Genomic DNA, 21,617 nt, shown 5'->3' on the forward strand with positions numbered 1-21,617 from the left:
CGCCGCCATGCAGAGGATTCATGTTCACCAAGGGGTAGTCGATGTCTGCGATTGAATCGGTTCTTCACGAAACCCGTCAGTTTGCGCCGCCCGCGGCGCTCGAACAGGCGGCGACCATTTCCGGCATGCCGGCCTACCGTGCGCTCGCCGCCGAAGCCGAAAACGATTACGAAGGATTCTGGGCGCGTCTCGCGCGCGAGGGTCTTGCGTGGCACAAGCCGTTCACGAAAGTGCTCGACGAGTCCAACGCGCCGTTCTACAAGTGGTTCGAGGACGGCGAACTGAACGCGTCGTACAACTGCCTCGATCGTCACGTCGAAGCCGGCAACGGCGAGCGCGTCGCGGTGATCTTCGAAGCCGATGACGGCACCGTCACGCGCGTCACTTATGCGGATCTCCTCGCGCGCGTGTCGCGTTTCGCGAATGCGCTGAAGAAACGCGGCATCGGCAAGGGCGACCGCGTCGTCATCTATATCCCGATGTCGATCGAAGGCATCGTCGCGATGCAGGCCTGCGCGCGCATCGGCGCGACGCACTCGGTCGTGTTCGGCGGCTTCTCCGCGAAGTCGTTGAACGAGCGGCTCGTCGACGTCGGCGCGACGGCGCTCGTCACGGCCGACGAGCAGGCGCGCGGCGGCAAGACGCTGCCGCTGAAGAGCATCGCGGACGAAGCGATCGCACTGGGCGGCTGCGAGGCCGTGAAGAGCGTGATCGTCTATCGCCGCACCGGCGGCAAGGTCGACTGGCACGCCGAGCGCGACCTGTGGATGCACGAACTGACGGCTGGCGAATCCGACCAGTGCGAGCCGGAGTGGGTCGGTGCCGAGCATCCGCTGTTCATCCTGTATACGTCGGGCTCGACCGGCAAGCCGAAGGGCGTGCAGCACAGCACGGGCGGCTACCTGCTGTGGGCCGCGCAGACGATGAAGTGGACCTTCGACTGGAAGCCCACCGACGTGTTCTGGTGCACGGCCGACATCGGCTGGGTCACCGGCCACACGTACATCACGTACGGCCCGCTCGCATGCGGCGGCACGCAGGTCGTGTTCGAAGGCGTGCCGACCTACCCGGACGCCGGCCGCTTCTGGAAGATGATCGGCGACCACAAGGTCACCGTGTTCTACACCGCGCCGACCGCGATCCGCTCGCTGATCAAGGCGGCCGAAGCCGACGACAAGGTGCATCCGAAGAGCTACGACCTGTCGAGCCTGCGCATCATCGGCACCGTCGGCGAGCCGATCAATCCGGAAGCGTGGATGTGGTATCACAAGCACGTCGGCCAGGAGCGCTGCCCGATCGTCGACACGTGGTGGCAGACCGAGACGGGCGGCCACATGATCACGCCGCTGCCGGGCGCGACACCGACCGTGCCCGGTTCGTGCACGCTGCCGCTGCCGGGCATCATGGCCGCGGTGGTCGACGAAACCGGCCAGGACGTGCCGAACGGGCAGGGCGGCATCCTCGTCGTCAAGCGCCCGTGGCCAGCGATGATCCGCACGATCTGGGGCGACCCGGAGCGTTTCAAGAAGAGCTACTACCCCGAGGAACTCGGCGGGCGCCTGTACCTGGCCGGTGACGGCACCGTGCGCGACAAGGACACCGGCTATTTCACGATCATGGGCCGGATCGACGACGTGCTGAACGTGTCGGGCCACCGGCTCGGCACGATGGAAATCGAATCGGCGCTGGTCTCGCACGAACTCGTGGCCGAGGCGGCCGTGGTCGGCCGTCCGGACGATACGACGGGCGAGGCGGTCGTCGCGTTCGTCGTGCTGAAGCGTTCGCGTCCGGAAGGCGAGGAAGCCGCGGCACTGGCGAAGACGCTGCGTGACTGGGTCGGCAAGCAGATCGGGCCGATCGCGAAGCCGAAGGACATCCGCTTCGGCGACAACCTGCCGAAGACGCGCTCGGGCAAGATCATGCGGCGCCTGCTGCGTTCGCTCGCGAAGGGCGAGGCGATCACGCAGGACACGTCCACGCTCGAGAACCCGGCCATCCTCGAGCAGCTCGCCGAAGTGCGCTGATCGTACCGGTTGCGCATCGCGCGCACGAGCCCCTGAGCGGCAATCCCGATTGCCCGCGCAGGGGCTTTTTGTTACATAACGGCATGACCGCTCCGACCCGTCCCGCGCCTGCCGCGCCACCGCCCGTTCCCGAGACGCTCGCGCGTGCCCACGCGCGCTACTGGCGCTTCAACGTCGCGCTGATCGCGGTGCTGATGGTGATCGGCTTTTCGGTGTCGTTCATCGTGCCGTTCTTCGCACCCGCGCTCGCAGGGATCCGCTTCGCCGGGTTCAGTTTGCCGTTCTACGTCGGTGCGCAGGGCGCGATTCTCGTGTATCTCGTGCTGATCGTCGTCTACATCGGCCTGATGCAGCGCGCGGACCGGACGCTGCGCCGCGCATACGACGACCATGCGGCGCTTGCCGGCAACGCACGCGGCGGGCGCTGATCCATGCTGACGCGTCGACTGATTCGCGCGTATGCGCTCTACACGCTGGGGTTTCTCGGCTTCGTGCTGCTGATGTGGCGGATCGAGCGCGCCACCGGCTCCGGCGTCTGGATCGGCTACGTGTTCCTGTTCGTGCCGATCGCCGTGTATGCGGTGATCGGGCTGCTGTCGCGCACGTCCGATCTCGTCGAATACTACGTGGCCGGGCGGCGCGTGCCGTCCGCGTTCAACGGGATGGCGACGGCGGCCGACTGGCTGTCGGCCGCATCGTTCATCGGCCTGGCCGGATCGCTCTACGCCACCGGCTACGACGCGCTCGCCTACGTGATGGGCTGGACGGGCGGGTTCTGCCTCGTCGCGTTCCTGCTCGCGCCGTATGTGCGCAAGCTTGCGCGCTACACGATTCCCGACTTCCTCGGTACGCGCTTTTCGAGCACGGCCGTGCGTGCGCTGGCGGCCGGTGCGGCGATCCTGTGTTCGTTCGTGTACCTGGTCGCGCAGATCCAGGGGATCGGCTTGATCGCAACGCGCTTCATCGGCGTCGATTTCGCGATCGGAATCTTCTGCGGGCTCGCGGGCATTCTCGTGTGCTCGTTTCTCGGCGGGATGCGCGCGGTCACGTGGACGCAGGTCGCGCAGTACATCATCCTGATCAGCGCGATCCTGATTCCGGTTTCGCTGATCGCGATGAAGAACGGGCTCGGTCCCGTGCCGCAGTTCAATTACGGCAAGCTGATGGAGCGGGTCGCGGCGCGCGAGGCACAGGTGCGCGATGCGTTCGACGAGCAGCAGGTGCGCGACGCGTACCGCCGGCAAGCCGCGGATATCCAGACGCGGCTCGACCGGCTGCCGGCATCCTATGCGGACGCACGCCGGCATCTCGCCGACCAGCTGGCCGACCTGCGACGCCACAACGGGCCGCTGCGCGAAATCAGCCAGCGCGAGCGCGAACTGGCCGACTTCCCGCGCGATCCGGCGGCGGCGCGTGTTGCCTGGACGCAGGCACGCGACGATCTGCTGGCCCGTGCCGAGCCGCCGGTGCCGATGCACGAGCCGTTTCCCGCCGCGAGTGAAGACGAGCGCAAGCCGCGAGAGCGGAATTTTCTTGCGCTGCTGCTGTGCCTGTCGCTCGGCACCGCGAGCCTGCCGCACATCCTGACGCGCTACAACACGACCACGTCGGTCGCGTCGGCACGGCGCTCGGTCGGGTGGACCTTGTTCTTCATCGCGCTGTTCTACCTGAGCGTGCCGGTGCTCGCGGTGCTGATCAAATACGAGATCCTCGCGAACCTCGTCGGGCGGCCGTTCGCCGAATTGCCGGCGTGGGTCACGCAATGGCATCACTTCGAACCCGACCTGATCAGCGTCGTCGAGGTGATTCGCGACGGCATCGTGCACTGGTCGGAAATCCAGATGCAGCCGGACATGGTCGTGCTGGCCGCGCCGGAGATTGCCGGGCTGCCGTATGTCGTGTCGGGACTGATTGCGGCCGGCGCGCTTGCCGCGGCGCTGTCGACCGCGGACGGGCTGCTGCTGACGATCGCGAACGCACTATCGCATGACGTCTACTACTGCATGGTCGCGCCCGACGCGTCGAGCCAGCGGCGCGTGACGATCTCGAAGGTGCTGCTGCTCGGTGTCGCGCTGTTCGCGTCGTATGTCGCGTCGCTCAATACCGGGAAGATCCTGTTTCTCGTCGGCGCTGCGTTCTCGCTCGCAGCATCGAGCTTCTTTCCGGTGCTCGTGCTCGGCGTGTTCTGGAAGCGCACGACGACGCGCGGTGCGATCGCAGGGATGGTGACCGGGCTCGCGGTGTGCGTGTACTACATCGTGTCGACCTATCCGTACTTCACGCAGCTGACCGGGTTCGCGGGGCGCACGTGGTTCGGGATCGAGCCGATCAGTTCGGGGGTGTTCGGGGTGCCGGCAGGTTTTGCGGTGGCGATCGTGGTGAGTCTCTTCGATCGAAAGCCGGATGAATATACGCGGGCGCTGGTGGATTACATCCGGCATCCGTGACGCGGGTGTCGTCCGGCATTGCTCAAGTGCCGGGGCTGGCCCGCATGGGCTCCGCGACGGGGCAGGTCAGAGCGCCGAAATCCCGAGCTCGGCTCCTTTGGTCATCTGCACCCGGCTGAAATCACAGCTTCCATCCGTCACGCCTTTGGCGTTCGGTATGGCGACGCAGACATAGGCACGGATGCCATGAGGCAAGGCCACGTGGCGGAACTCGCCAATCTTGATCGTCGCGACCCGATCGACGGCAAATTGATCGTTGATCGGCGTCACGCCCGACGGGATCGACATGGTCACTTCCGACGTGGCGTTCCCGGCTTGCGATTTCAGCGTCTGGCTGCTGCCGATCTCTCCGTTGACCGAGAAGCGTATCGCTGCCTGTCCTTCGGACACGCGCTGAACCGTGACCGCGAGCGTCGGCTTGGCGATTCCCGCCGCGCATTTGGCGGCAGCGCATTCGCGAACGGAAAGAAGCGTGCGAAATGGAGATGCTGGCTGACCGATGACCGACAGGTCGGTCGACGATCCGCCGTCGCGCTGCGATTTCTCGAGCGGCGGGGGAGATGTCACTGCGACGGTGGTGCTGATCGTCGCGGGCGAAAATGCCGTTGCGCAAGCTGACAGCATCGTCGCCGCGACAGCCATCATGGCGAACCGTGGACTCAATCGCATGGATCTGACTCGCGGTGATGAAACCCTGGATATCGTCAGGAGAATACACATCTTTAGCGTGCGGTGTTCGGGATTCGCGGTGCGCCGTGCGCTCGGCCTAAACGAGGAAGCGGACCAGTCGCGCAGGGTCGCCAGTTTCGGTCGCTTTTCGGAAGTCAGTTTATCGGTCGCATACCGGAAAATTCGTGAAGCCGAATCCATGACGCGGATTTCCGATCGTCATTCAATTTCGAATGACGGGCTGAATGCGCGTCGTCGGGCAGAGAAAGGCAATGAGGCGATAAGAAGCGCGTTGAATGGCATGGCCGTCGCTCGCGCTTGATGCCTGACGACGGACATCGATGCGAAGCGCATGATGGTGAGCGTGTTTGCGTAGCGCACGCATCGTGGGGCAGGGGGAATCGACGATGCAAGAAGGCATCACGGGCGCCGCCAACAGTCGCCATACCGACGATCGGCGGGCGCTTTGGCGCGCGGAAATGAAAAACGGGCCGAGCGGCCCGTTTTTGCTGATGTCCTGGCGGAGAGAGGGAGATTCGCCCACACGAGCGCGGGCCGCGGATTCGCTTGCAAGCGAATCCCTTCGAATCCCCAGCGCAAGCCGAACTGTCGGCTTGCTTCTCTCCGGAAACGAAAATGCCCGCTGGCGCGGGCATTGAATTCTGGCGGAGAGAGGGTCCGTCTAGATAGAATTTCATAAGGTGTGAAGAGATTCATCAAACCCTTTGCTGTATTGGGTTTTCGCGATGCCATCGTTCGGTATCAGTTTTTTGGATGGGGTATAATCCGATCATTATTTGATAGTCGGATTGATAGTCGGATTGATAGTCGATATGCCGAAAATCCTGAACAACAAGCTGAATCAGATGACTGTCACCCGGCTCAAGGAGTCCGGCCTCTATGCCGACGGTGGTGGCTTGTACTTGCAGATCACGAAGACCGGTGTCAAGTCGTGGCTGTTCCGGTACATGCGAGAGGGTAAGGCGCGCGGCATGGGACTCGGACCTCTTCGCACGGTCGGTCTGGCCGACGCTCGGGCGAAAGCACTTGATTGCCGCCGTCAACTATTGGACGGCAATGATCCGTTGGACAAGAAGAAGGAGCAACGCGTCCAGCAGCAAATCGCTGCCGCTAAAGCCATAACATTTGAGGCGTGCGCGACCAAGTTCATCGAGGCGCATCGGGCAAGCTGGAAGAACGCCAAGCATGCGGATCAGTGGACCAACACCCTTACGACCTACGCGTACCCGGTTTTCGAGTCGCTGCCCGTGTCGGCCATCGATACGACACTTGTAATGAAGGTGCTGGAGCCGATCTGGACGACCAAATCCGAAACTGCCGGTCGTCTGCGTGGCCGGATTGAGTCGGTTCTGGACTGGGCTACAGTGCGCGGTTACAGGAGCGGTGAAAACCCGGCTCGATTGAAAGGGCATCTGGACACCCTGTTGCCGAGGCTTTCGCGCGTGCGAAAAGTGAAACACCACCCAGCCTTACCATACGCCGAACTTCCTGCATTCATGGAAGCGCTGCGATCAGAAGAAGGGATCGCAGCGCGTGCGCTCGAATTCCTGATCCTGACGGCGACGCGGACGAACGAGGTCATCGGCGCAACTTGGGCTGAATTGTCCGTTGCCGAGCGCGTCTGGATCATTCCCGCCGATCGTATGAAGATGCGCAAGGAGCACCGCGTTCCGTTGTCTGATCAGGTCGTGGCCATCATCAAGACGATGGAGGACGTGAAACAGAACGATTACGTTTTCCCCGGTGCGCGTTACAACAAGCCGCTATCCAACATGGCCATGTTGCAATTGCTGGAGCGCATGAAGCGCAGCGACATTACCGTTCATGGATTTCGTTCGACCTTTCGCGACTGGGCAGGGGAAACCACGCATTACCCGCGTGAGGTTTGCGAAGCTGCGCTGGCGCATGGGCTCAAGGATAAGGCCGAAGCGGCATACGCTCGCGGTGACCTATTCGTTAAGCGCGGCGCACTGATGCAGGAGTGGGCCGGATTTGCCGAAGCTGCCGAATAGGTGCTCGCGCCGATCGCCTCAAACGTTGCCGGTGTTTGCGTCGGCATCAGGAATCCCGGTCGCGGTGTCAAAGCCGCGCTCCCTTGCGTCGGTCAGGTAATCCCTGACTGTCTTGTCGCTGATGTTTCGCCTCGAAACGTCGTCTGCGTTCCGACGGGATTTGTCGCTGGCGAAACGCTCGTTCCTATTCTTAATCATGCGCTGCACGAGACCGGCGATATTGCGGACGGCCCGCGGCTCGCTGCTTGTGGTCAGAAGTTGATGAAGCGCCCCAATGATGTCGAGCAGATTCTCTTTCTGATCCCGTCTGAGGTCCTTCGGCGCAGTTTCCTCAAATTCGAGACCGAGCACACCCGCGAATTTCTCAAAGCTGCTCCGGGCAATCATCAGATCGGTTATCGGGCCGGGATGCCACACCCCCAGCGATACACGTGCACCGCTCGCGTCGTGGGCAACGATTTTCCGAAGGATCAGCATGGCGCGCATAACATCCAGGTGGCTTTGCCACACCTGATCCCAATCGGGGCTCGCACCGGCTTCATCGTCGGATAGTCCGGCATCAAGGCGTACTACTGCGCAGGCCGTCAGTTCGATCGCCCACGAGACGGAATATCGGCTTTCCACCTTGCCCGTGATACGTGCGCCCATGTCTCCGGCGGGCACGCACAACGCTTCTAGGCGCGCTCGCTCATCCGCGTCCCTCGCGCGGTTCAGTGATTGGCGCTCTTCGATCTGCCTCTCTTCTACAGATTGAACCCGTACCGCCAGTGTGCCTGGCACGAACGTCTTCGTTTGCTTTGCCATTGAACCCCAATTTATTCGCGTCGACGAAAGACCGAGGCGATTACGGTCTCGCTCTGTTACTTCATAAAAACGGAAACTTTCCGTTTGGCTGTCGCCAGTGCCGCCCATTTAGGCGAGCGATTCGCTAAAGTGCTTCTCAGGCGCTCAGCAACGCGTCTCCAACGGTAACGAATGTTTCTCATGCGCTCGGCGAAGCGCGATCAAGGGGGTCATGACAGCCAACGTGAAATTACCGAAGCTCACGCCGACTGCACACGGGTCGGCTTCTAGTATCAGCAGTACCCCTTCGATCCCTATCGATCCAATACTGCGCCGTCCGGCAGTTCGCGAGATGCTGGGGATAAGCAACTCGACTTTGCACGCCTGGGTGAAAAGCGGGCGTCTCGAACCTCCGCTGGTGCTTGGTCCGCGTGTTCGCGGGTGGCGGTTGTCCGTAATTGAAGCCTACATCGCGAGCTGTGCCAATACCCAGGCGGGCACGAAGTAGCTGGGTGACCACTATTGGATTGTGTTCGGGGACTTGCGGCGGGCATCTCGCGTCGCGCGGAGTGACGTATCTATTCCGTCGTCGCAGCCGACGCAGGTTTTCCCGGGCGTCCTTTCAACTTGAAATCGAATCAGAAGCCACCAGAGGTAACGACGACAACAATTTTCTCACATCCCGCCGACGTACCAGATGTCGCGCATGTTGATGCTTCTGGCTCCAAGTAGCCGTACGCTAAGTCAGGAAAGTCCGCCACGCAGCACCTAGAAGCGAGATGTGGGAATTGAAGAATATCCCTTAAAAATAGCGTTTTTTGAGAGGCTGGCTGGTCTAGCTGCCAATCGAGCCAAATCGGGAAAGTCGGCCACTGGAACCGCCGATTTCGATGATGTCGGTACGTTGTTTCTGCTGCCGTAGCCGTTTTCCAAGGATTTTTCTGAATCCGGGCAGACTGACCGCGCGACTGTAATAACGATACTCCTACCAGTAGTATCAGTAACATACACGATCGGCTACCAGCACCTAATTTTCTAGGCTCCTAACCGATTAATGTGATTCGTATACCTAACAGAAATGATTAGAAGGAGATCGACTGTGGAGTATTGCACGTAGCATTCGTCTGTCTCGAACGTCAGCATGCACGCCATGCGGCAAGATGTTGGCTGCAGGTCGCGATCTAACTCGCCCTTGCGAATCTGTAAAGGGTGACGAAAGCTGTTCCATTCCGTTCCCTTCATGAGGTGAACGTTGGTTCAACTCATCCATCTGGATACACACGATGAGGAAAAAAAACGTGCCGCAATCGGCACAACCTAATTCCGCCACGAACGACAGTTCGCATCCGCTCGATCATGTCGTTGAGATCGGTCTCGACAAGATGAAGCTGTGCGTTCGCACCGAAGAACTCGACCCTGCACGCGTCGCCTTGCTCGAACAGCGATTCGGTGAGTTGAAGGAACGCGGCGCGCAGACCCGATCTGCAAAAGGCAAGGCGTTCAAGAATCGTTTGTCCGTTCGCGTGGGCGGCGAATTCCTCTTGATCGAATGCTTACCGAACCGGCACGACTATCCGTACGCGTTCACCGCAGAGTTCAACCCGAATCCGTTCTTGCGGAAGGGCGAGAAGGCCATTGTCAACCTCACGCGCTTCTTCCGCTTCTTGTTCGGTCACGACGCTCCGCAGATACTGACGCAGGCCGTTGCCACCATGTTGCACGTCAACGTCGATTTCAACATCAATGTGCTGGAAGGTACGCTCGTCTCGGCGAAGGGCAAGCGCGGTGGTGCGAACGTGATGTGCAACTTCGACGGTAGCGGTACGCTTGGCACGTTGTACGTCGGCGTTCTCGGCTCCGATCGCCGTCTGTGCGTGTACGACAAGGCCGCAGAAACTCTCAAGCGCGAACTCGGGCCTTACGCCGGTAAAGTTCTCGCGGCACTCGCTTCTCCGAAGGACTGGAGCATTGAGATCGGCAAGCTGCGCGAAAAATTGTCGGGGCCGCCGCGCTGGCGAATGGAGGTGCGTTGCCAGCCGAAAGGGGGGAGGCCGATTTCCGAGTTGGCCGAATTCGCGTCGTGTTTCGACGGCATCCGCTTGCTTCACGTGCCGGCCGACATTGCGCCTTTCAATACGTCATTGGGTCGTGCGTTCATCGGCCAGGCTCGCCACGACGGCATCCCGGCTGCGCTGCAGTCGCTGGGCGATCTGGACCGTCGCCGTATCAATCGCGCTATCGAAAATCTCGATGACGTGGAATGGTGGAACGCCGATATCCTGCGAGACTGCATCGGGACGGTAATCGACAAGCTCGCGCCGCTGTTCCGTACGCCCGACCGGTTCCACTTGCATGGCGTGGGTCAACTCGTCACGATGCGGCCGTTGCCGGTATCGAATACCACGGATATCGCCGCACCGCATCCGAAAGTGAAGGCGCGTCACCGGAGCGGGTAGCTGTTCGTCCTCGTGATTGATGCGGCGCTCAGCGTGGCTGAGCGCCGCCTGCGTTTCGAGTCTAAAGTGCTGTGCTTGCTGCCTCAACTTACCAACTGCAAAGGTTCGGCGTAACTTGCCGACAATTCCTTTAGAGAAAGACGCTCGTCAAGCATTGCCAAACCTCAAGCATGTGACCCGCACGACGAGGCGCATGCAGATCATTTGGCCAACGATTCTCGTCACTGGGCGCTAACAGGCTTGCCGTTTTCCATCAGCGTCTTGCCGTCGTACGCATACGTCATCCGTGTTCGTGCGGCACGCTTTCGTTCAGCGGCTGGCTGTGAATCGCCAGCGAAGCCGGGCATTGTCACCACAAGCGTCTTGGATACAGTCGATATTTTCACCAGATCGGAGCAGGAGCCGAATTCCGGGCTGACGGTGTAGCCGCCATCCGAAACCGTCACCCACCGGTAGGTTGCTGGGCATGCCGTTCCGCCGTTGTTCTGAACTAGCACGGCGCGCCGGTTCTTAAAGGCAACCTGCGCAACGAAACCGAGTGAGTTGTTGCCATCGACACGCGGGTTGACCGGCTTGCCGTTCAGCAGGAGTACGTTATCGCTTACGCTGAGTTTGCCGAATGGCGTCGTTACACCTTCGGCCGATTGGGTATCGACTTTCATGACGGTCCCTGCTGCCATGCCACTTTCGTCGGCTTCCTGTTCGTCAGCACCTGCGATGCCAGTCTCTGCGCTCGAATCGGATGCGGTCGACACCGATGTCGGAACTGCGGATGATGCGGAGGCCGATCCGTTCGGCACTGCTGCGGAACGCTGAACTGCTGTGGCTGGTCGCGGCTGATCTGTATCGGTAGCGGTCTGAGCCAGCTTCGAGCACGCAGCAAGAACGAGCGGCAGTGCAGCAGCGAGACAGAGGTAATCGGCGAAGGCAGGATGTTTTCGTGTGAATCTCATTTTCGTTCCCCGTTGAGAGCGGCGGATCGTGAACCTGCCGCTCAGCTCATTAGGTACCAGCCGCGATCAACACGGGCAGGTGAACACGTGCGGTTGCTTACCACTTCGGACGAGCACACGGCGTTCCGCGCTGGAGGCAGGCGTTGTAGTAGTCAGTGATCGCCTTTCCTTTACGCGGATCGGTGATGTCGTCCTCGTAGACGTCTTGGACCATGGAGGCCGCATAGGCTTGCGCCAAGATCGGCAAGCCACCCACAAGAGTCATTTGTTGCGACTCAGTGAGGCCCTTGTTACGGCAGCGAATCATCCGTTCCGCCGAGTTAAATCTCGAGTCCGCCAGATCAGGGCATAGGTCGATGATCTTCTTTGCGGCGTCTCGTTGCTGCTGCCCCTGCTGTTGATCGCGATGCTGCATCGCTTCATATTTCTGCTTGTCTTCCGCGTCGAGCGGACAGTTGGCGTTGCACGGGGGATGCTGCTTCAGGTAGTCGATTCGTTGCTGTTGAGCTTGCTGCGCCTGCTGTTGGGCGGTGTCCTGCTGCGGCATCAGGTTTTTCACCTCAGTGACAGCGTATTGAGCCGAATGAATTGCTCCGAAAATCTGGTTCATCTGCGCATGCGCAACGGCAGGCGCAATGACGGTCAGAACGACGACTGAAATTCGCGAGATGTTCATGGTTTCTGGTTTCCTCTGGTTGTGGTCGTAACTCACGGCAATTTGGTCGTGCTGCATGTGCGTCATGTCCGGTTTACTTGGTATGAGCCCATCGCTCCCGGAGCACGGCGAGTTTAGCGTTAACGATGTTTATAAGCATCAATTAACTGATGCTTATAAGGCGTGTTTATAGAGGCGTCAGATCATCATGCTGTACGCCATGAATGCAAAATCGAAAATCCGAGACCGGCGTAGCCCTGTAGCGACAGCCGTGGGCGCGCGCGTGAAGGCGTGTCGGATCGAGGCGGACAAATCGCAAGAGGAACTCGCGTACGAAGCTTGTCTGGATCGGACCCGCGTAAGTGCAATCGAGCGTGGCGTTGCCAATCCCACGGTCGAGACGCTTGCGACGATCTGCTATGTGCTCGGCATTACGCTTTCAGACCTTTTTGAACCACTGGCGCTGGCGCTCAAACCATCTGGCGAGCATCGCCGGGAGACGGCACCGCAACCCCGGCGCAGAGCCCTGCGCTAGACCGTTGCGGCTACGGCGGCTTTCCGCTTCGGATCGACATCGCGCCCGCGAGTACTACCTTCCGCTCTTCGAATGCCGTGACGTATCGCGCATATCTGCTTTGTCTGCCGCGCCGTTCCGTTGCGCACGTCAATCGTGCGTTGTGGGCGGCTAACATCGGTTCGGCCTCCGCGGAGTCAATCACCAGCAGCGTGTTCCCTTCGAAGTCCCGGCCGACTTGCCGTCCTTCGATGCCAACGATAAGCGTTGCGTGCAGCGCCGCACGCCGCAATTGTCGCCACGTGACAATCACCGGCCGACCGCGCATAACCTCTTGTTCGCAGAAACGAAAGACATTTGCATGCGCTCCTTCGAATAGGGTTGGCCGGAGCCCCCAGCCAAGCTCCAAAATCAGGTTTTCCAGTTCCTCCAGCGTGACGCCCGATAGATAGAATGGCCAGGCGAGTTCCCAAAATGCTGCTTCCGGGCCGCGTCGACGTGACGGCACGCGCAGGGGATCGGACAGGTGGCCGAGCATCGCAATTGCCATCGCAGTGGCGTGGAGAGCGCAACCGCCGTCCCAGCAGCCTTGAAAGGAAAAAGCGGGAGTATTTGAACCAGCAATCGTGAGGCGCCGACCGGACCGCAATTTGGGAAGGAGTTTCTGCACGGTAAATTCCATCAGTATTCGCTCGGCAACAGCAACGTCGTTGCGCGCCGATCAGCCTCCGTGATGATCCACAACTGCTCACGTCTAGCGCCAAGTTCATAGGCGCTCAGAATGCGAGTTCCGTCGGTAATCGCCCGATCATTCGACTTTGCGTCGGCAGGACAGATGACGCCCCAATCGCCGCACTGATGCCGGTTCAACAGGTCAGTGCCATCGGTACCGGTTCGATCCAGAAGGTCGAGCGCGCCGGGCGTTGCTACGGTTCGGCCGAGAGGGAGAAGTGGTGTGAGATTTTTTCGACTCATGATCAGGTGTCCTAAATCACTCAGACGAGGTCCATCCCCGGATGGATATCCGGTAGAAAGCTCAGCGGGTGAAAAAAGCTGAAACGCGAGACTACTGCGATGCGTTTCAGGAACGTGAAGATGCTGCGGGTGTGATTTGCAAGGCGAGTCGGTGCGCAGCACTTAGGCCGCAGTGAAAATCACGCAGGCAACGGCGAGGTCGACGTGTCGGGAGCGGAATTTGATCCGAAAATGGGCGGGAATCACCCGAAAACGCCGGTCCGGCGGAAAAAATGTAGCACAGATCGGCTAGACGAGCCAAAGGGGCAGATCAGAATTACGCAAATCGGTAATTTCTACCCGCCGCCCCCATTTCAGTGACTTTCGCCCGCTCTCCGGACACTGGGAATCCCCATCCTGCCCGTTTTCCGGCTCGCTGGCGGGTTCGCACAATCCCGGCAGGGGTAACTGTAGTCCCGGCCCGTCGGACGTTATGAGGGGCGCATGTCTCAAGCCGAAAGCTTTGTAATGTGCGATGCACTGCAACAATCGGCATTTCCGGGGGCGCTTCGGGCTCCGGATCGGCGCATTTTGCTCATTTTTTAAGCAAATTGGCTCACTTCAGGCGCTTGGCACTCCGAAACAAGTGATGGGATGCTGCCAGAGGCCCGTTCGCAGCGGAGACTCGGCGCAGGCGGAGGCAAGCTGACGACGTCTTACAGATCGTGATGCGGTGTTGTGAACCGTCGCTTTGGTTAAACTTCCACATGGACCTCAACGCCGTTCATTGCCCTGGTTAATTTTTAATAGCCTGACCATCCTACCCCACGGTTACATCCGCCATCTCTCGCATATCACCCATTGAGTGGATGCGGGACTCTAACGACTGTTCGACCAAGGAATCAGCGAAACGTGACTGGCACGCCTGCCGTTCGATCAGGTGCTCACGTAGATTCTTGCAAATGGCGCGAAGCTCATTCACGCGCGCAACGATACGCACCTGTTCTTCGAGTGGTGGAAATGGAATTGCGAAAAGGCCAAGCTTTTTCATGCTCAACCCTTCGCGCGACACACCAACCTGTACATCCATAACGGCTTGCTGCACATGCCGAGAGATCAGAACAAGATGAAGATACGATGTGGTTTCATTGAAGGCTGGACGAACGATGGCCACGTGTTGGCTTACATTGGCCTCGTCGAAGTCAGCAGGCACCACTGCGCATCGCCCAATGGAGGCGCCCGTGATGTTGAATAGCAGATCACCTGGCAACACTTGCGTCCCCGACATGTTGGCATGGGTTGCCGCGGTTATGTGAGCAACGCCCTCGAGACGAAGGCCGTCATTCCATATATTTTGGGACCGCAGAAATTTGATCCCGCTATCAACGTATACTTCCTTGCCGCCAAGTGGGGTACTTCCGGAACCGAGCTTCGTCAGCAAATCGCTTAGCTGGGTCCATACCCACCCATTAGGTAACTCATTAAGTTCTGCTCGATCTAAGATGCCGGCCCTAACTGACCGTCCACTACCGCGACCACTCGCTGTTTGATCCCGCTTGTACGTCGTGATGCGATCGAGCACTTTGCCAGCAGGCTCGTCACTGGAATCCTGCGGTACCAGCAATCCACGCACCGCAAGCTCCAAGATCAACTGCTCCAGCGCATCCACAGCCTGCGGCCGATCGAGCAAGAGATCGAAGTGCGCCGCGACGCGGCTCCAGTTTTCGGCAAGTGCCTGCGGCGATTCACTCGCCGTTAGCGCATCAAACAGTGTCGAGACAAGTCTTGCGTGTTGTTCCAATTCCAACTTGCCCTGTACCTCCAGTTCATCGCACAGGTGCATCAGCTCGCTGACCTTCGCAACGATGCGCGCCTGCTCATCAATCGGAGGCAACGGAATCTTGAGATTTCGGAGCGCCGAGAGCGGTACCGTTTTTTGAGCAGTTCCCGTGGCGCTGGCACTTGCTTGCTCAAAAACTAAGTTGCTCGCAAGGGCAAGATTTAGGAATGGCTGAAGACATGCATGCGCCGGGCGGAATAATGCGATGTGGCGTTGGAAGCAGAACTGCACATCGTCCGTGACAGGCGCAGGGATGCCAAAGCTACCCACGGTGGTATACAAGATATCGCCGACAGCAGGCTTTTTCGACCAATCCAGCTCGTCGAAGTAGTCCTTTGGAACAAATCGACTCGCCGATGCCACATCTGGAGCCCCCCAACGAACGTTACTAATCACTAAGAACGGCACCCCAACGTCAGCTTTCGGAGGGGGCTGGTGATCACCGTCGGTAATGACAGTACAGATGTCCTGGGCACGTACCCATTCCCATCCCCTTGGCAATTGGAACGGCTTTTCGCTTTCAGAAATACCCAACAGCGGCGGGCCACGTTTGATCCTGCGTTCGTTGATCAAACGACCCTTTTCCGTTTGTATTCTTCGCAGTAACTCATTAGCCTGCTCGTCATTCGGATGCTGCGCCACCAATTTTCCCTGCATGGCGAGCGACAAAACCATCTCACGCAACCGCACGACGCCTTCTGGGGCGGTTGCCAGCAGATTGAACCCGTCCCGCATATTCATGCCCTGCCTTCCAGCGCATTGGCCAAGATATGCTTGAGCTGGTCGCGTAATGTTTGTGCTTCGACCGTAAGTCGTTGATATTGCGCCAGTAGTTCACCCGGGTCGTGACTCGTTTCCTCGGCCCGGTGCGGATTCTTCTGGTCAAGGTTGTATCCGGCCGCCTTCAGCGCGCCGATACTGACCTTCCATGCGAACTCGTTTTCGACACGGCTCGCGAAGCCATCTTCTTCACAGCCCCACCACGCCTTCTCCGTCGCAAACTCTTCGATGCGTATCGGCTTGGTCTTCGAGTAGCTTTTGTACCCGGCAGGATAGGGGTGCTCGTAGTACCAAACATCGCGCGTCGCCGTCCCCTTCGTAAAGAACAACACGTTCGTCTTGATGCCGGTGTATGGTGCGAACACACCGTTTGGCAAACGGACAATCGTATGCAGGTTACATTCGGTGAGCAGCTTTTCCTTGATCCGGCTCTTCACACCTTCGCCGAACAATGTGCCATCCGGCAACACGACCGCCGCCCGCCCGTTGTGCTTCAGCAGTTCAATGATCAGCACAAGGAACAGGTCAGCTGTCTCACGCGTGCGCACGTCGGCCGGGAAGTTGCTTTCGATGCCCGGCTCTTCGGTGCCTCCAAACGGAGGATTGGTCAGAATCACATCTACCAGATCACGATTGCTATAGTCGGTCAGCGGACGCGACAGCGTATTGTCGTGACGAATCTGCGACGGCACCTCAATGCCGTGCAGCAGCATATTGGTTACGCAGAGCAAATGCGGTAACTGTTTTTTCTCGACGCCCCGAATTGAATTCTGTAGCACCGCGTCGTCATCGACGTGCTTGCGCTGGGCTTTCAGGTGCTCAATCGCGCAGGCCAGAAAGCCGCCCGTACCGCACGCAGGGTCGAGCACACGTTCGCCGAGCCGGGGGTTGATTTGGTCGACCATGAACTGCGTCACAGCACGCGGCGTGTAGAACTCCCCGGCATTACCGGCACTCTGCAAATCCTTGAGGATTTTTTCGTATAGGTCGTTGAACTGGTGGCGTTCCGACTGGCTGTTGAAGTCGACCTCGTTGATCTTATTGACCACCTGACGCAGCAGTTGGCCCGACTTCATGTAGTTATACGCGTCGCCGAACACCTCGCGCACGACAAAGCCGCGCGCATTGCGCTGCGGGTCGGCATCCAGTTCCTTCAGGGTTGGGAACAGGTCGTCATTAATGAACGTCAACAGCTCGTCGCCGGTAATGCCCTCGGGGTCCGCCGCCCAGTTACGCCAGCGCAGCCGTTCTGGCAGCGGCGAGCGGAACCTATCGCGCATTAACTCAAGCTCGGTTTCCTGATCATCGAAAATTTTCAGGAAGAACAGCCACGTCAGTTGCGAGATACGTTGCGCGTCGCCATCGACACCCGCGTCTTGGCGCATGGTGTCCTGTATGGACTTGATGAAGGTGGAACTGATAGTCATGAATACGTCGTTAATGCGTTACTGATAGAGGGCGCGTTCAAGTTCGCGCAGCGCGGCCTGATACTGAGCACGGCCGCCGAATGCACTGATGATCTCGACCGGCGATCCAAGCTGGTCAAGCGGAGTGAGCTTCAGAACCTCGGGCTGCTCGATGTTCTCGATGCCGTCGTCGGCGTATTTGTCCAGCAGCGCCTGAAGGACCTTGCGAGCCGTGTCGCTATATTTTCCAAATGCGTCGCGTTTCTTCACGCGCTCGGCACGTTCACGGCGCGTGAGTGGCTTCTGTCCGAATGCGATGTGGCAAATCAGATCAAATGGGTCCAGCTCCTTGCCAACCTCGCGGGCCAGCTCATCAAACAGGATGCCGTGCTCCTCCAGCTCTGAGATTATCGCCTGTTTCCGGTCGGCCTCACTCCACGCCTGCAGAAATGCATCGAGTGAGACGAAGCGCTTGCCAATCTGGATGCGCGTGAAGTCGCGCAGCGACTCGGTGATCAGCTTGCCGTCCGGACCGAGGTACTGGACCCGCTCGTTGACAACATAGACGGGCACCTCGTCGACCACGTACCGAACACGTGCATCTCCACCAGGAGGTAATGGGTCTCCTGCCGGTCCGTTGATCTCCGGGGCCTCGTTTTCATCCTCGGGGGGCGTGACCGGCGCATCGGGCTCCGGCTCAAAAACCACTACTGGATCACCATCAAACGCGGGATCGGCAAACAGTTCTGTCGCTTTCTTGAAGTCAAGAATCGTGAACCAAAGCTTCCCATGCTCTTCATCGATTCGTGTACCGCGCCCGATGATCTGCTTGAACTCGGTCATCGAGTTGATCGTTCGGTCGAGCACTACCAACCTGCAGGTTTTCGCGTCTACACCGGTCGTCATCAAACGCGATGTAGTTGCAATAACCGGGTAGGCCTTACGCGGATTAATAAAATTGTCAAGTTCGAGCTTGCCTTCCGCGTTGTCGCCCGTGATCTGCATGACGTACTTCGGATTGCTGGCGGCGAGCTCAGCATTGGCGTTAGCAAGCGCCTGACGCATGCGCGCTGCGTGATCGATGTCCTCACAGAACACGATGGTCTTCGCCATTCGGTCCGTGGCCTTCAGAAATTCCGTGATGCGCCCGGCCACCACTTCATCGCGTCGCGTCAAAACCAGCGACCTGTTCATGTCTGACTGGTTGTAGATGCGGTCCTCAATGATCTGCCCAGATTTGTCGAGCATGCCCTGCGTCGGTCTCCAGCCGAGGTCTTTGTCGAGGTCGACCCGGATCACCTTGTACGGGGCGAGGAAGCCATCCTCGATGCCCTGCCGCAGGGAGTATGTATAGACTGGTTCACCGAAATAGGTGATGTTCGATATCTCGGCCGTTTCCTTGGGCGTCGCCGTCAGGCCAAGATGGGTTGCGGAGCTGAAGTAGTCAAGAATTTCGCGCCATGCAGAATCTTCGGAGGCACTTCCTCGATGACACTCATCGATCACAATTAAGTCGAAGAAGTCCCGGCTGAACTCCCGGTAGACGTTTTGCTCTTCCTCGGTTCCCGTGACGGCCTGATAAAGCGACAGATATATCTCATACGACTTGTCGATCGTGCGATTTTCGATCTTGGTCATCGCGCCGCCGAATGGCTTGAAGTCGTTGACCTTGGTTTGATCTACGAGGATATTGCGGTCAGCAAGGAACAGGATGCGCTTTACTGCACGGGCTTTCCACAGACGCCAGATAATTTGGAAAGCCGTGAACGTCTTGCCGGTGCCGGTTGCCATGACCAACAGGATGCGCTGCTGCCTCTTGGTCACAGCCTCGATCGCGCGGTTCACTGCGTTCAGTTGGTAGTAACGCGCGGTCTTTCCGGGGTGGTAATCCTGCGAGTAGACAGGGGCGGCTTCCGGCGCAATGCCTTTCCATGCCAGATAACGCTGCCAGAGCACGTCCGGGGATGGGAACTCATCGATGCGTATCTCTCGTTCAAGCACACCATCATGTAGGGTGCGGTCGTGCCAGAGAAATCCGTCGCCATTGCTCGAAAACGCAAACGGTACGTCCAGCATGTCGGCGTATGCAAGCGCCTGCTGGATACCGTCGCGCACCGAGTGCTTGTTGTCCTTTGCCTCGACCACTGCAAGCGGGATGCCGGGCTTCAGATACAGGACGTAGTCGGCCCGGCGGATAGTTTTCTCGTCGCGACGAGCTTTGTTGCCGCGTACCACGACGCGCCCGTCAGTCAGAGCAACTTCCTCGCGAATTTGCAGTTGGATGTCCCAACCGGCCTCGGTGAGGGCGGGAGAGATGAACTTGCTGCGGATGTCCTGTTCGGATAGCGATTTCTTGTCCATGTTCCTCTGGCTTTTCTTGACTACCCGAGCCTGTCTGGTCTCTCGTGGAGGTAGCGGCGGCGCAACAGATGGTGATCGCTGCGTTAGTCCAACATCATGAACCAAGCGCATGCCCGTCTATCACGTCCTACCTACTTCAATCCAATGAAGGTTCGCGCGGATGGCGACAGTTTACCAAGGTCGATGTTAAGGCCCTCCTGATAAATCTTCCTCAGTACCCGCTGCTCTATATCGCTGAGCGCCGAATCCAAGGTGCCGACGTTCTTACACATGTCATAGGCGGCTAGGTATCCGTTACGTCGTTGTGCGATGACCGTTCCGAGCTTGGTTAGGTTGATATTGCGGGCCAGTAACTGATCAATGGAGCCGAGGGCAAGCATCTCATCGCGAATACGGTCCTTCTGTTCCTTGGCCAACTCCAACTGATATTGCCCCCCAGACGGCACGAGACTCACTCCAAGGAATTCTGCAGGCTCCTCAGGCTCATAGATCACCGACTTTGAGCCGGGACCAATGGGCGGAACTTCCAAGCCAATCAGACGTAACTGGCCCACGCAGAATGCCGCCAAGTCCATGCACTCGTCTCGTGAGTCGGCGAAGAAAATGAGGTCGTCCGCATATCGAACGGCGGCCAATCCATTGGCCTGTATGCTCCTGTCGAAATCGGCCAGCATCACATTCGAAAAGAACGGGGAGAGTGGCATCCCTTGGCGTAATCCCTTTCCGTTCTTGATGCCAAGCTGAGCGATCCGCTTCTGTTGATTGCGGCGAGTCGCCTCGATCTCGCATGACATGGCTTCGAACAGAATTGCGTGGAGAGAACGTTCGCGGACGATTCGCGTAAGTGATCTTCGCAACTGGTCCCGATCGATTCGATCAAAAAAAGAAGCAATATCTGTCTTGAACACCCAGCGGTGCGATGCCCTGAGCACACACGCGTCAGCGGCGGCCTTCTTCACGCCTCGGTTTCTGATGAAGCCGTAGCTGATTTTGTTGGCCAACTTGGCGTCGTATCGATCCGCGAGAAAATTCAGTAACGCGCGCTGGACTATCCTGTCACGGACAGTCGGAATACAGATAAGGCGGTCTTTACCATTCGGCTTGGGAACGAGATGCGGGCGCAGGGGATCGAAACGGAAATTGCCGGAACGCAGCTCACGCGTCAGACGTGCAACACGGCTTTTTGCGTCCAACTGAAAGTCGGCAATTGACTGTCCGTCAGCACCAACCGTATTGCGAGATCGTGGCGATGCGCGCTTGGAAATGTCCAGCCACGCGCCCATCAATTGGTCGGTCGCCAAAGCCGAGGTGAATGCATTTCGCCGCATCGTCAGGTGCTGCGCTGGCGTTGATACAACTCCCCGGACCAGCGGCTGAACGCCCCTTCGGCATCCTCGTTGCGGACCGCATCTTGCGACTCGGACCCGCCCCTGATTCCGCCGTTCACGCTCACGCGATCGCTCGCCTTTGCGCAGGTTGCCGATTGGTAACGTGCAGCGCAACCCGCAGAGAAGCCCGTGGGCGCAGCATGTCGACCGAAGCGGCCGCCGAGATGTAAATGCTTCTCATTTTCACTTCCGTTTCACTGGGTTTGAAACCGGTTGCAAGGGCGGTGGCGACCAAAGCCGCGCTGGCCAGCTTCTTCCCGGCGCGCCGGATGCGTTTGTTCAAAGCATCTTGTCGCGACGTTACCGGCGCGCCCGCCTCCCTGCCTGGGGGATGCACCGCACGTTTCTTAACCG

At 59.1% G+C, this 21,617-nt stretch carries 19 protein-coding genes; 8 read left to right on the forward strand and 11 right to left on the reverse strand.

Annotated features, from left to right (window positions below; all coding sequences use genetic code 11):
- The first annotated feature begins 41 nt into the window (after positions 1–41).
- The 3 genes from acs to BDI24065_RS19270 all read left to right on the forward strand — a co-directional run bounded on the left by acs (position 42) and on the right by BDI24065_RS19270 (position 4,471).
- Positions 42–2,024 (forward strand): acetate--CoA ligase, encoded by a 1,983-nt coding sequence (gene acs, locus BDI24065_RS19260; RefSeq protein WP_175032607.1) that lies wholly within the window; start codon positions 42–44, stop codon positions 2,022–2,024.
- Between the two features lie 83 nt (positions 2,025–2,107).
- Positions 2,108–2,452: a DUF4212 domain-containing protein gene (locus tag BDI24065_RS19265; RefSeq protein ID WP_175014110.1), complete on the forward strand. Its 345-nt coding sequence runs from the start codon at positions 2,108–2,110 to the stop codon at positions 2,450–2,452.
- A gap of 3 nt (positions 2,453–2,455) precedes the next feature.
- Positions 2,456–4,471 (forward strand): sodium:solute symporter family protein, encoded by a 2,016-nt coding sequence (locus tag BDI24065_RS19270; protein WP_175032608.1) that lies wholly within the window; start codon positions 2,456–2,458, stop codon positions 4,469–4,471.
- 66 nt (positions 4,472–4,537) lie between these two features.
- Here BDI24065_RS19270 and BDI24065_RS19275 read toward each other — a convergent pair whose 3' ends face one another.
- Positions 4,538–5,140 carry a hypothetical protein gene (locus BDI24065_RS19275; protein WP_175032609.1) on the reverse strand — a complete coding sequence of 201 codons (603 nt, stop codon included), beginning with the start codon at positions 5,138–5,140 and terminating at the stop codon, positions 4,538–4,540.
- On the opposite strand from BDI24065_RS19275, the gene BDI24065_RS19280 reads away from it, so the two are divergent.
- The gene (locus tag BDI24065_RS19280; RefSeq protein ID WP_175032610.1) at positions 5,139–5,462 is read left to right on the forward strand and encodes a hypothetical protein; all 324 of its coding nucleotides are present in this window, start codon (positions 5,139–5,141) and stop codon (positions 5,460–5,462) included. The genes BDI24065_RS19275 and BDI24065_RS19280 overlap by 2 nt on opposite strands.
- A gap of 511 nt (positions 5,463–5,973) precedes the next feature.
- Positions 5,974–7,173, forward strand: coding sequence for a tyrosine-type recombinase/integrase (locus BDI24065_RS19285; RefSeq protein ID WP_254609799.1), 1,200 nt, complete (start codon positions 5,974–5,976; stop codon positions 7,171–7,173).
- Positions 7,174–7,191: 18 nt separating this feature from the next.
- Here BDI24065_RS19285 and BDI24065_RS19290 read toward each other — a convergent pair whose 3' ends face one another.
- A complete protein-coding gene (locus BDI24065_RS19290; RefSeq protein ID WP_175032611.1) occupies positions 7,192–7,977 on the reverse strand; it encodes a hypothetical protein in 786 nt (261 codons plus the stop codon).
- A 211-nt stretch (positions 7,978–8,188) separates the two neighbouring features.
- On the opposite strand from BDI24065_RS19290, the gene BDI24065_RS41510 reads away from it, so the two are divergent.
- On the forward strand, positions 8,189–8,464 hold the full coding sequence (locus BDI24065_RS41510) for a helix-turn-helix transcriptional regulator (protein WP_124681517.1): 276 nt from the start codon (positions 8,189–8,191) through the stop codon (positions 8,462–8,464).
- Between the two features lie 775 nt (positions 8,465–9,239).
- Entirely contained in the window at positions 9,240–10,412 is a 1,173-nt protein-coding gene (locus BDI24065_RS19300) for a hypothetical protein (protein WP_175032612.1), read from the forward strand.
- Positions 10,413–10,633: 221 nt separating this feature from the next.
- Here the strand turns inward: BDI24065_RS19300 and BDI24065_RS19305 are convergent, their stop codons facing one another.
- Positions 10,634–11,074, reverse strand: a complete 441-nt coding sequence (locus BDI24065_RS19305) for a hypothetical protein (RefSeq protein WP_175032613.1) — start codon at positions 11,072–11,074, stop codon at positions 10,634–10,636.
- Between the two features lie 388 nt (positions 11,075–11,462).
- Positions 11,463–12,098: a hypothetical protein gene (locus tag BDI24065_RS19310; RefSeq protein ID WP_254609800.1), complete on the reverse strand. Its 636-nt coding sequence runs from the start codon at positions 12,096–12,098 to the stop codon at positions 11,463–11,465.
- A gap of 130 nt (positions 12,099–12,228) precedes the next feature.
- Between BDI24065_RS19310 and BDI24065_RS19315 the strand changes: the two genes are divergently transcribed.
- Positions 12,229–12,555 (forward strand): helix-turn-helix transcriptional regulator, encoded by a 327-nt coding sequence (locus tag BDI24065_RS19315; RefSeq protein ID WP_175032614.1) that lies wholly within the window; start codon positions 12,229–12,231, stop codon positions 12,553–12,555.
- 10 nt (positions 12,556–12,565) lie between these two features.
- Here the strand turns inward: BDI24065_RS19315 and BDI24065_RS19320 are convergent, their stop codons facing one another.
- From BDI24065_RS19320 to BDI24065_RS19350, 7 genes are all read right to left on the reverse strand, one after another.
- Positions 12,566–13,216 carry a hypothetical protein gene (locus tag BDI24065_RS19320; RefSeq protein ID WP_254609801.1) on the reverse strand — a complete coding sequence of 217 codons (651 nt, stop codon included), beginning with the start codon at positions 13,214–13,216 and terminating at the stop codon, positions 12,566–12,568.
- Positions 13,216–13,509, reverse strand: a complete 294-nt coding sequence (locus BDI24065_RS19325; RefSeq protein WP_175032615.1) for a hypothetical protein — start codon at positions 13,507–13,509, stop codon at positions 13,216–13,218. The genes BDI24065_RS19320 and BDI24065_RS19325 overlap by 1 nt, the downstream gene beginning before the upstream one ends.
- 799 nt (positions 13,510–14,308) lie before the next feature.
- Positions 14,309–16,069, reverse strand: coding sequence for a restriction endonuclease subunit S (locus BDI24065_RS19330; protein WP_175032616.1), 1,761 nt, complete (start codon positions 16,067–16,069; stop codon positions 14,309–14,311).
- Complete coding sequence (locus BDI24065_RS19335) at positions 16,066–17,535, reverse strand: type I restriction-modification system subunit M (protein ID WP_175032617.1); 1,470 nt, start codon at positions 17,533–17,535, stop codon at positions 16,066–16,068. Before BDI24065_RS19335 ends, BDI24065_RS19330 begins: the two co-directional genes overlap by 4 nt.
- Positions 17,536–17,553: 18 nt before the next feature.
- Positions 17,554–19,875 carry an EcoAI/FtnUII family type I restriction enzme subunit R gene (gene hsdR, locus BDI24065_RS19340; protein ID WP_175032618.1) on the reverse strand — a complete coding sequence of 774 codons (2,322 nt, stop codon included), beginning with the start codon at positions 19,873–19,875 and terminating at the stop codon, positions 17,554–17,556.
- A 131-nt stretch (positions 19,876–20,006) separates the two neighbouring features.
- Entirely contained in the window at positions 20,007–21,203 is a 1,197-nt protein-coding gene (locus BDI24065_RS19345; RefSeq protein ID WP_175032619.1) for a reverse transcriptase domain-containing protein, read from the reverse strand.
- Between the two features lie 121 nt (positions 21,204–21,324).
- Entirely contained in the window at positions 21,325–21,546 is a 222-nt protein-coding gene (locus tag BDI24065_RS19350) for a hypothetical protein (RefSeq protein WP_175032620.1), read from the reverse strand.
- Positions 21,547–21,617 lie beyond the last annotated feature (71 nt).

The sequence above is a fragment of the Burkholderia lata genome, from assembly GCF_902499025.1.
Classification (GTDB): domain Bacteria; phylum Pseudomonadota; class Gammaproteobacteria; order Burkholderiales; family Burkholderiaceae; genus Burkholderia; species Burkholderia lata_C.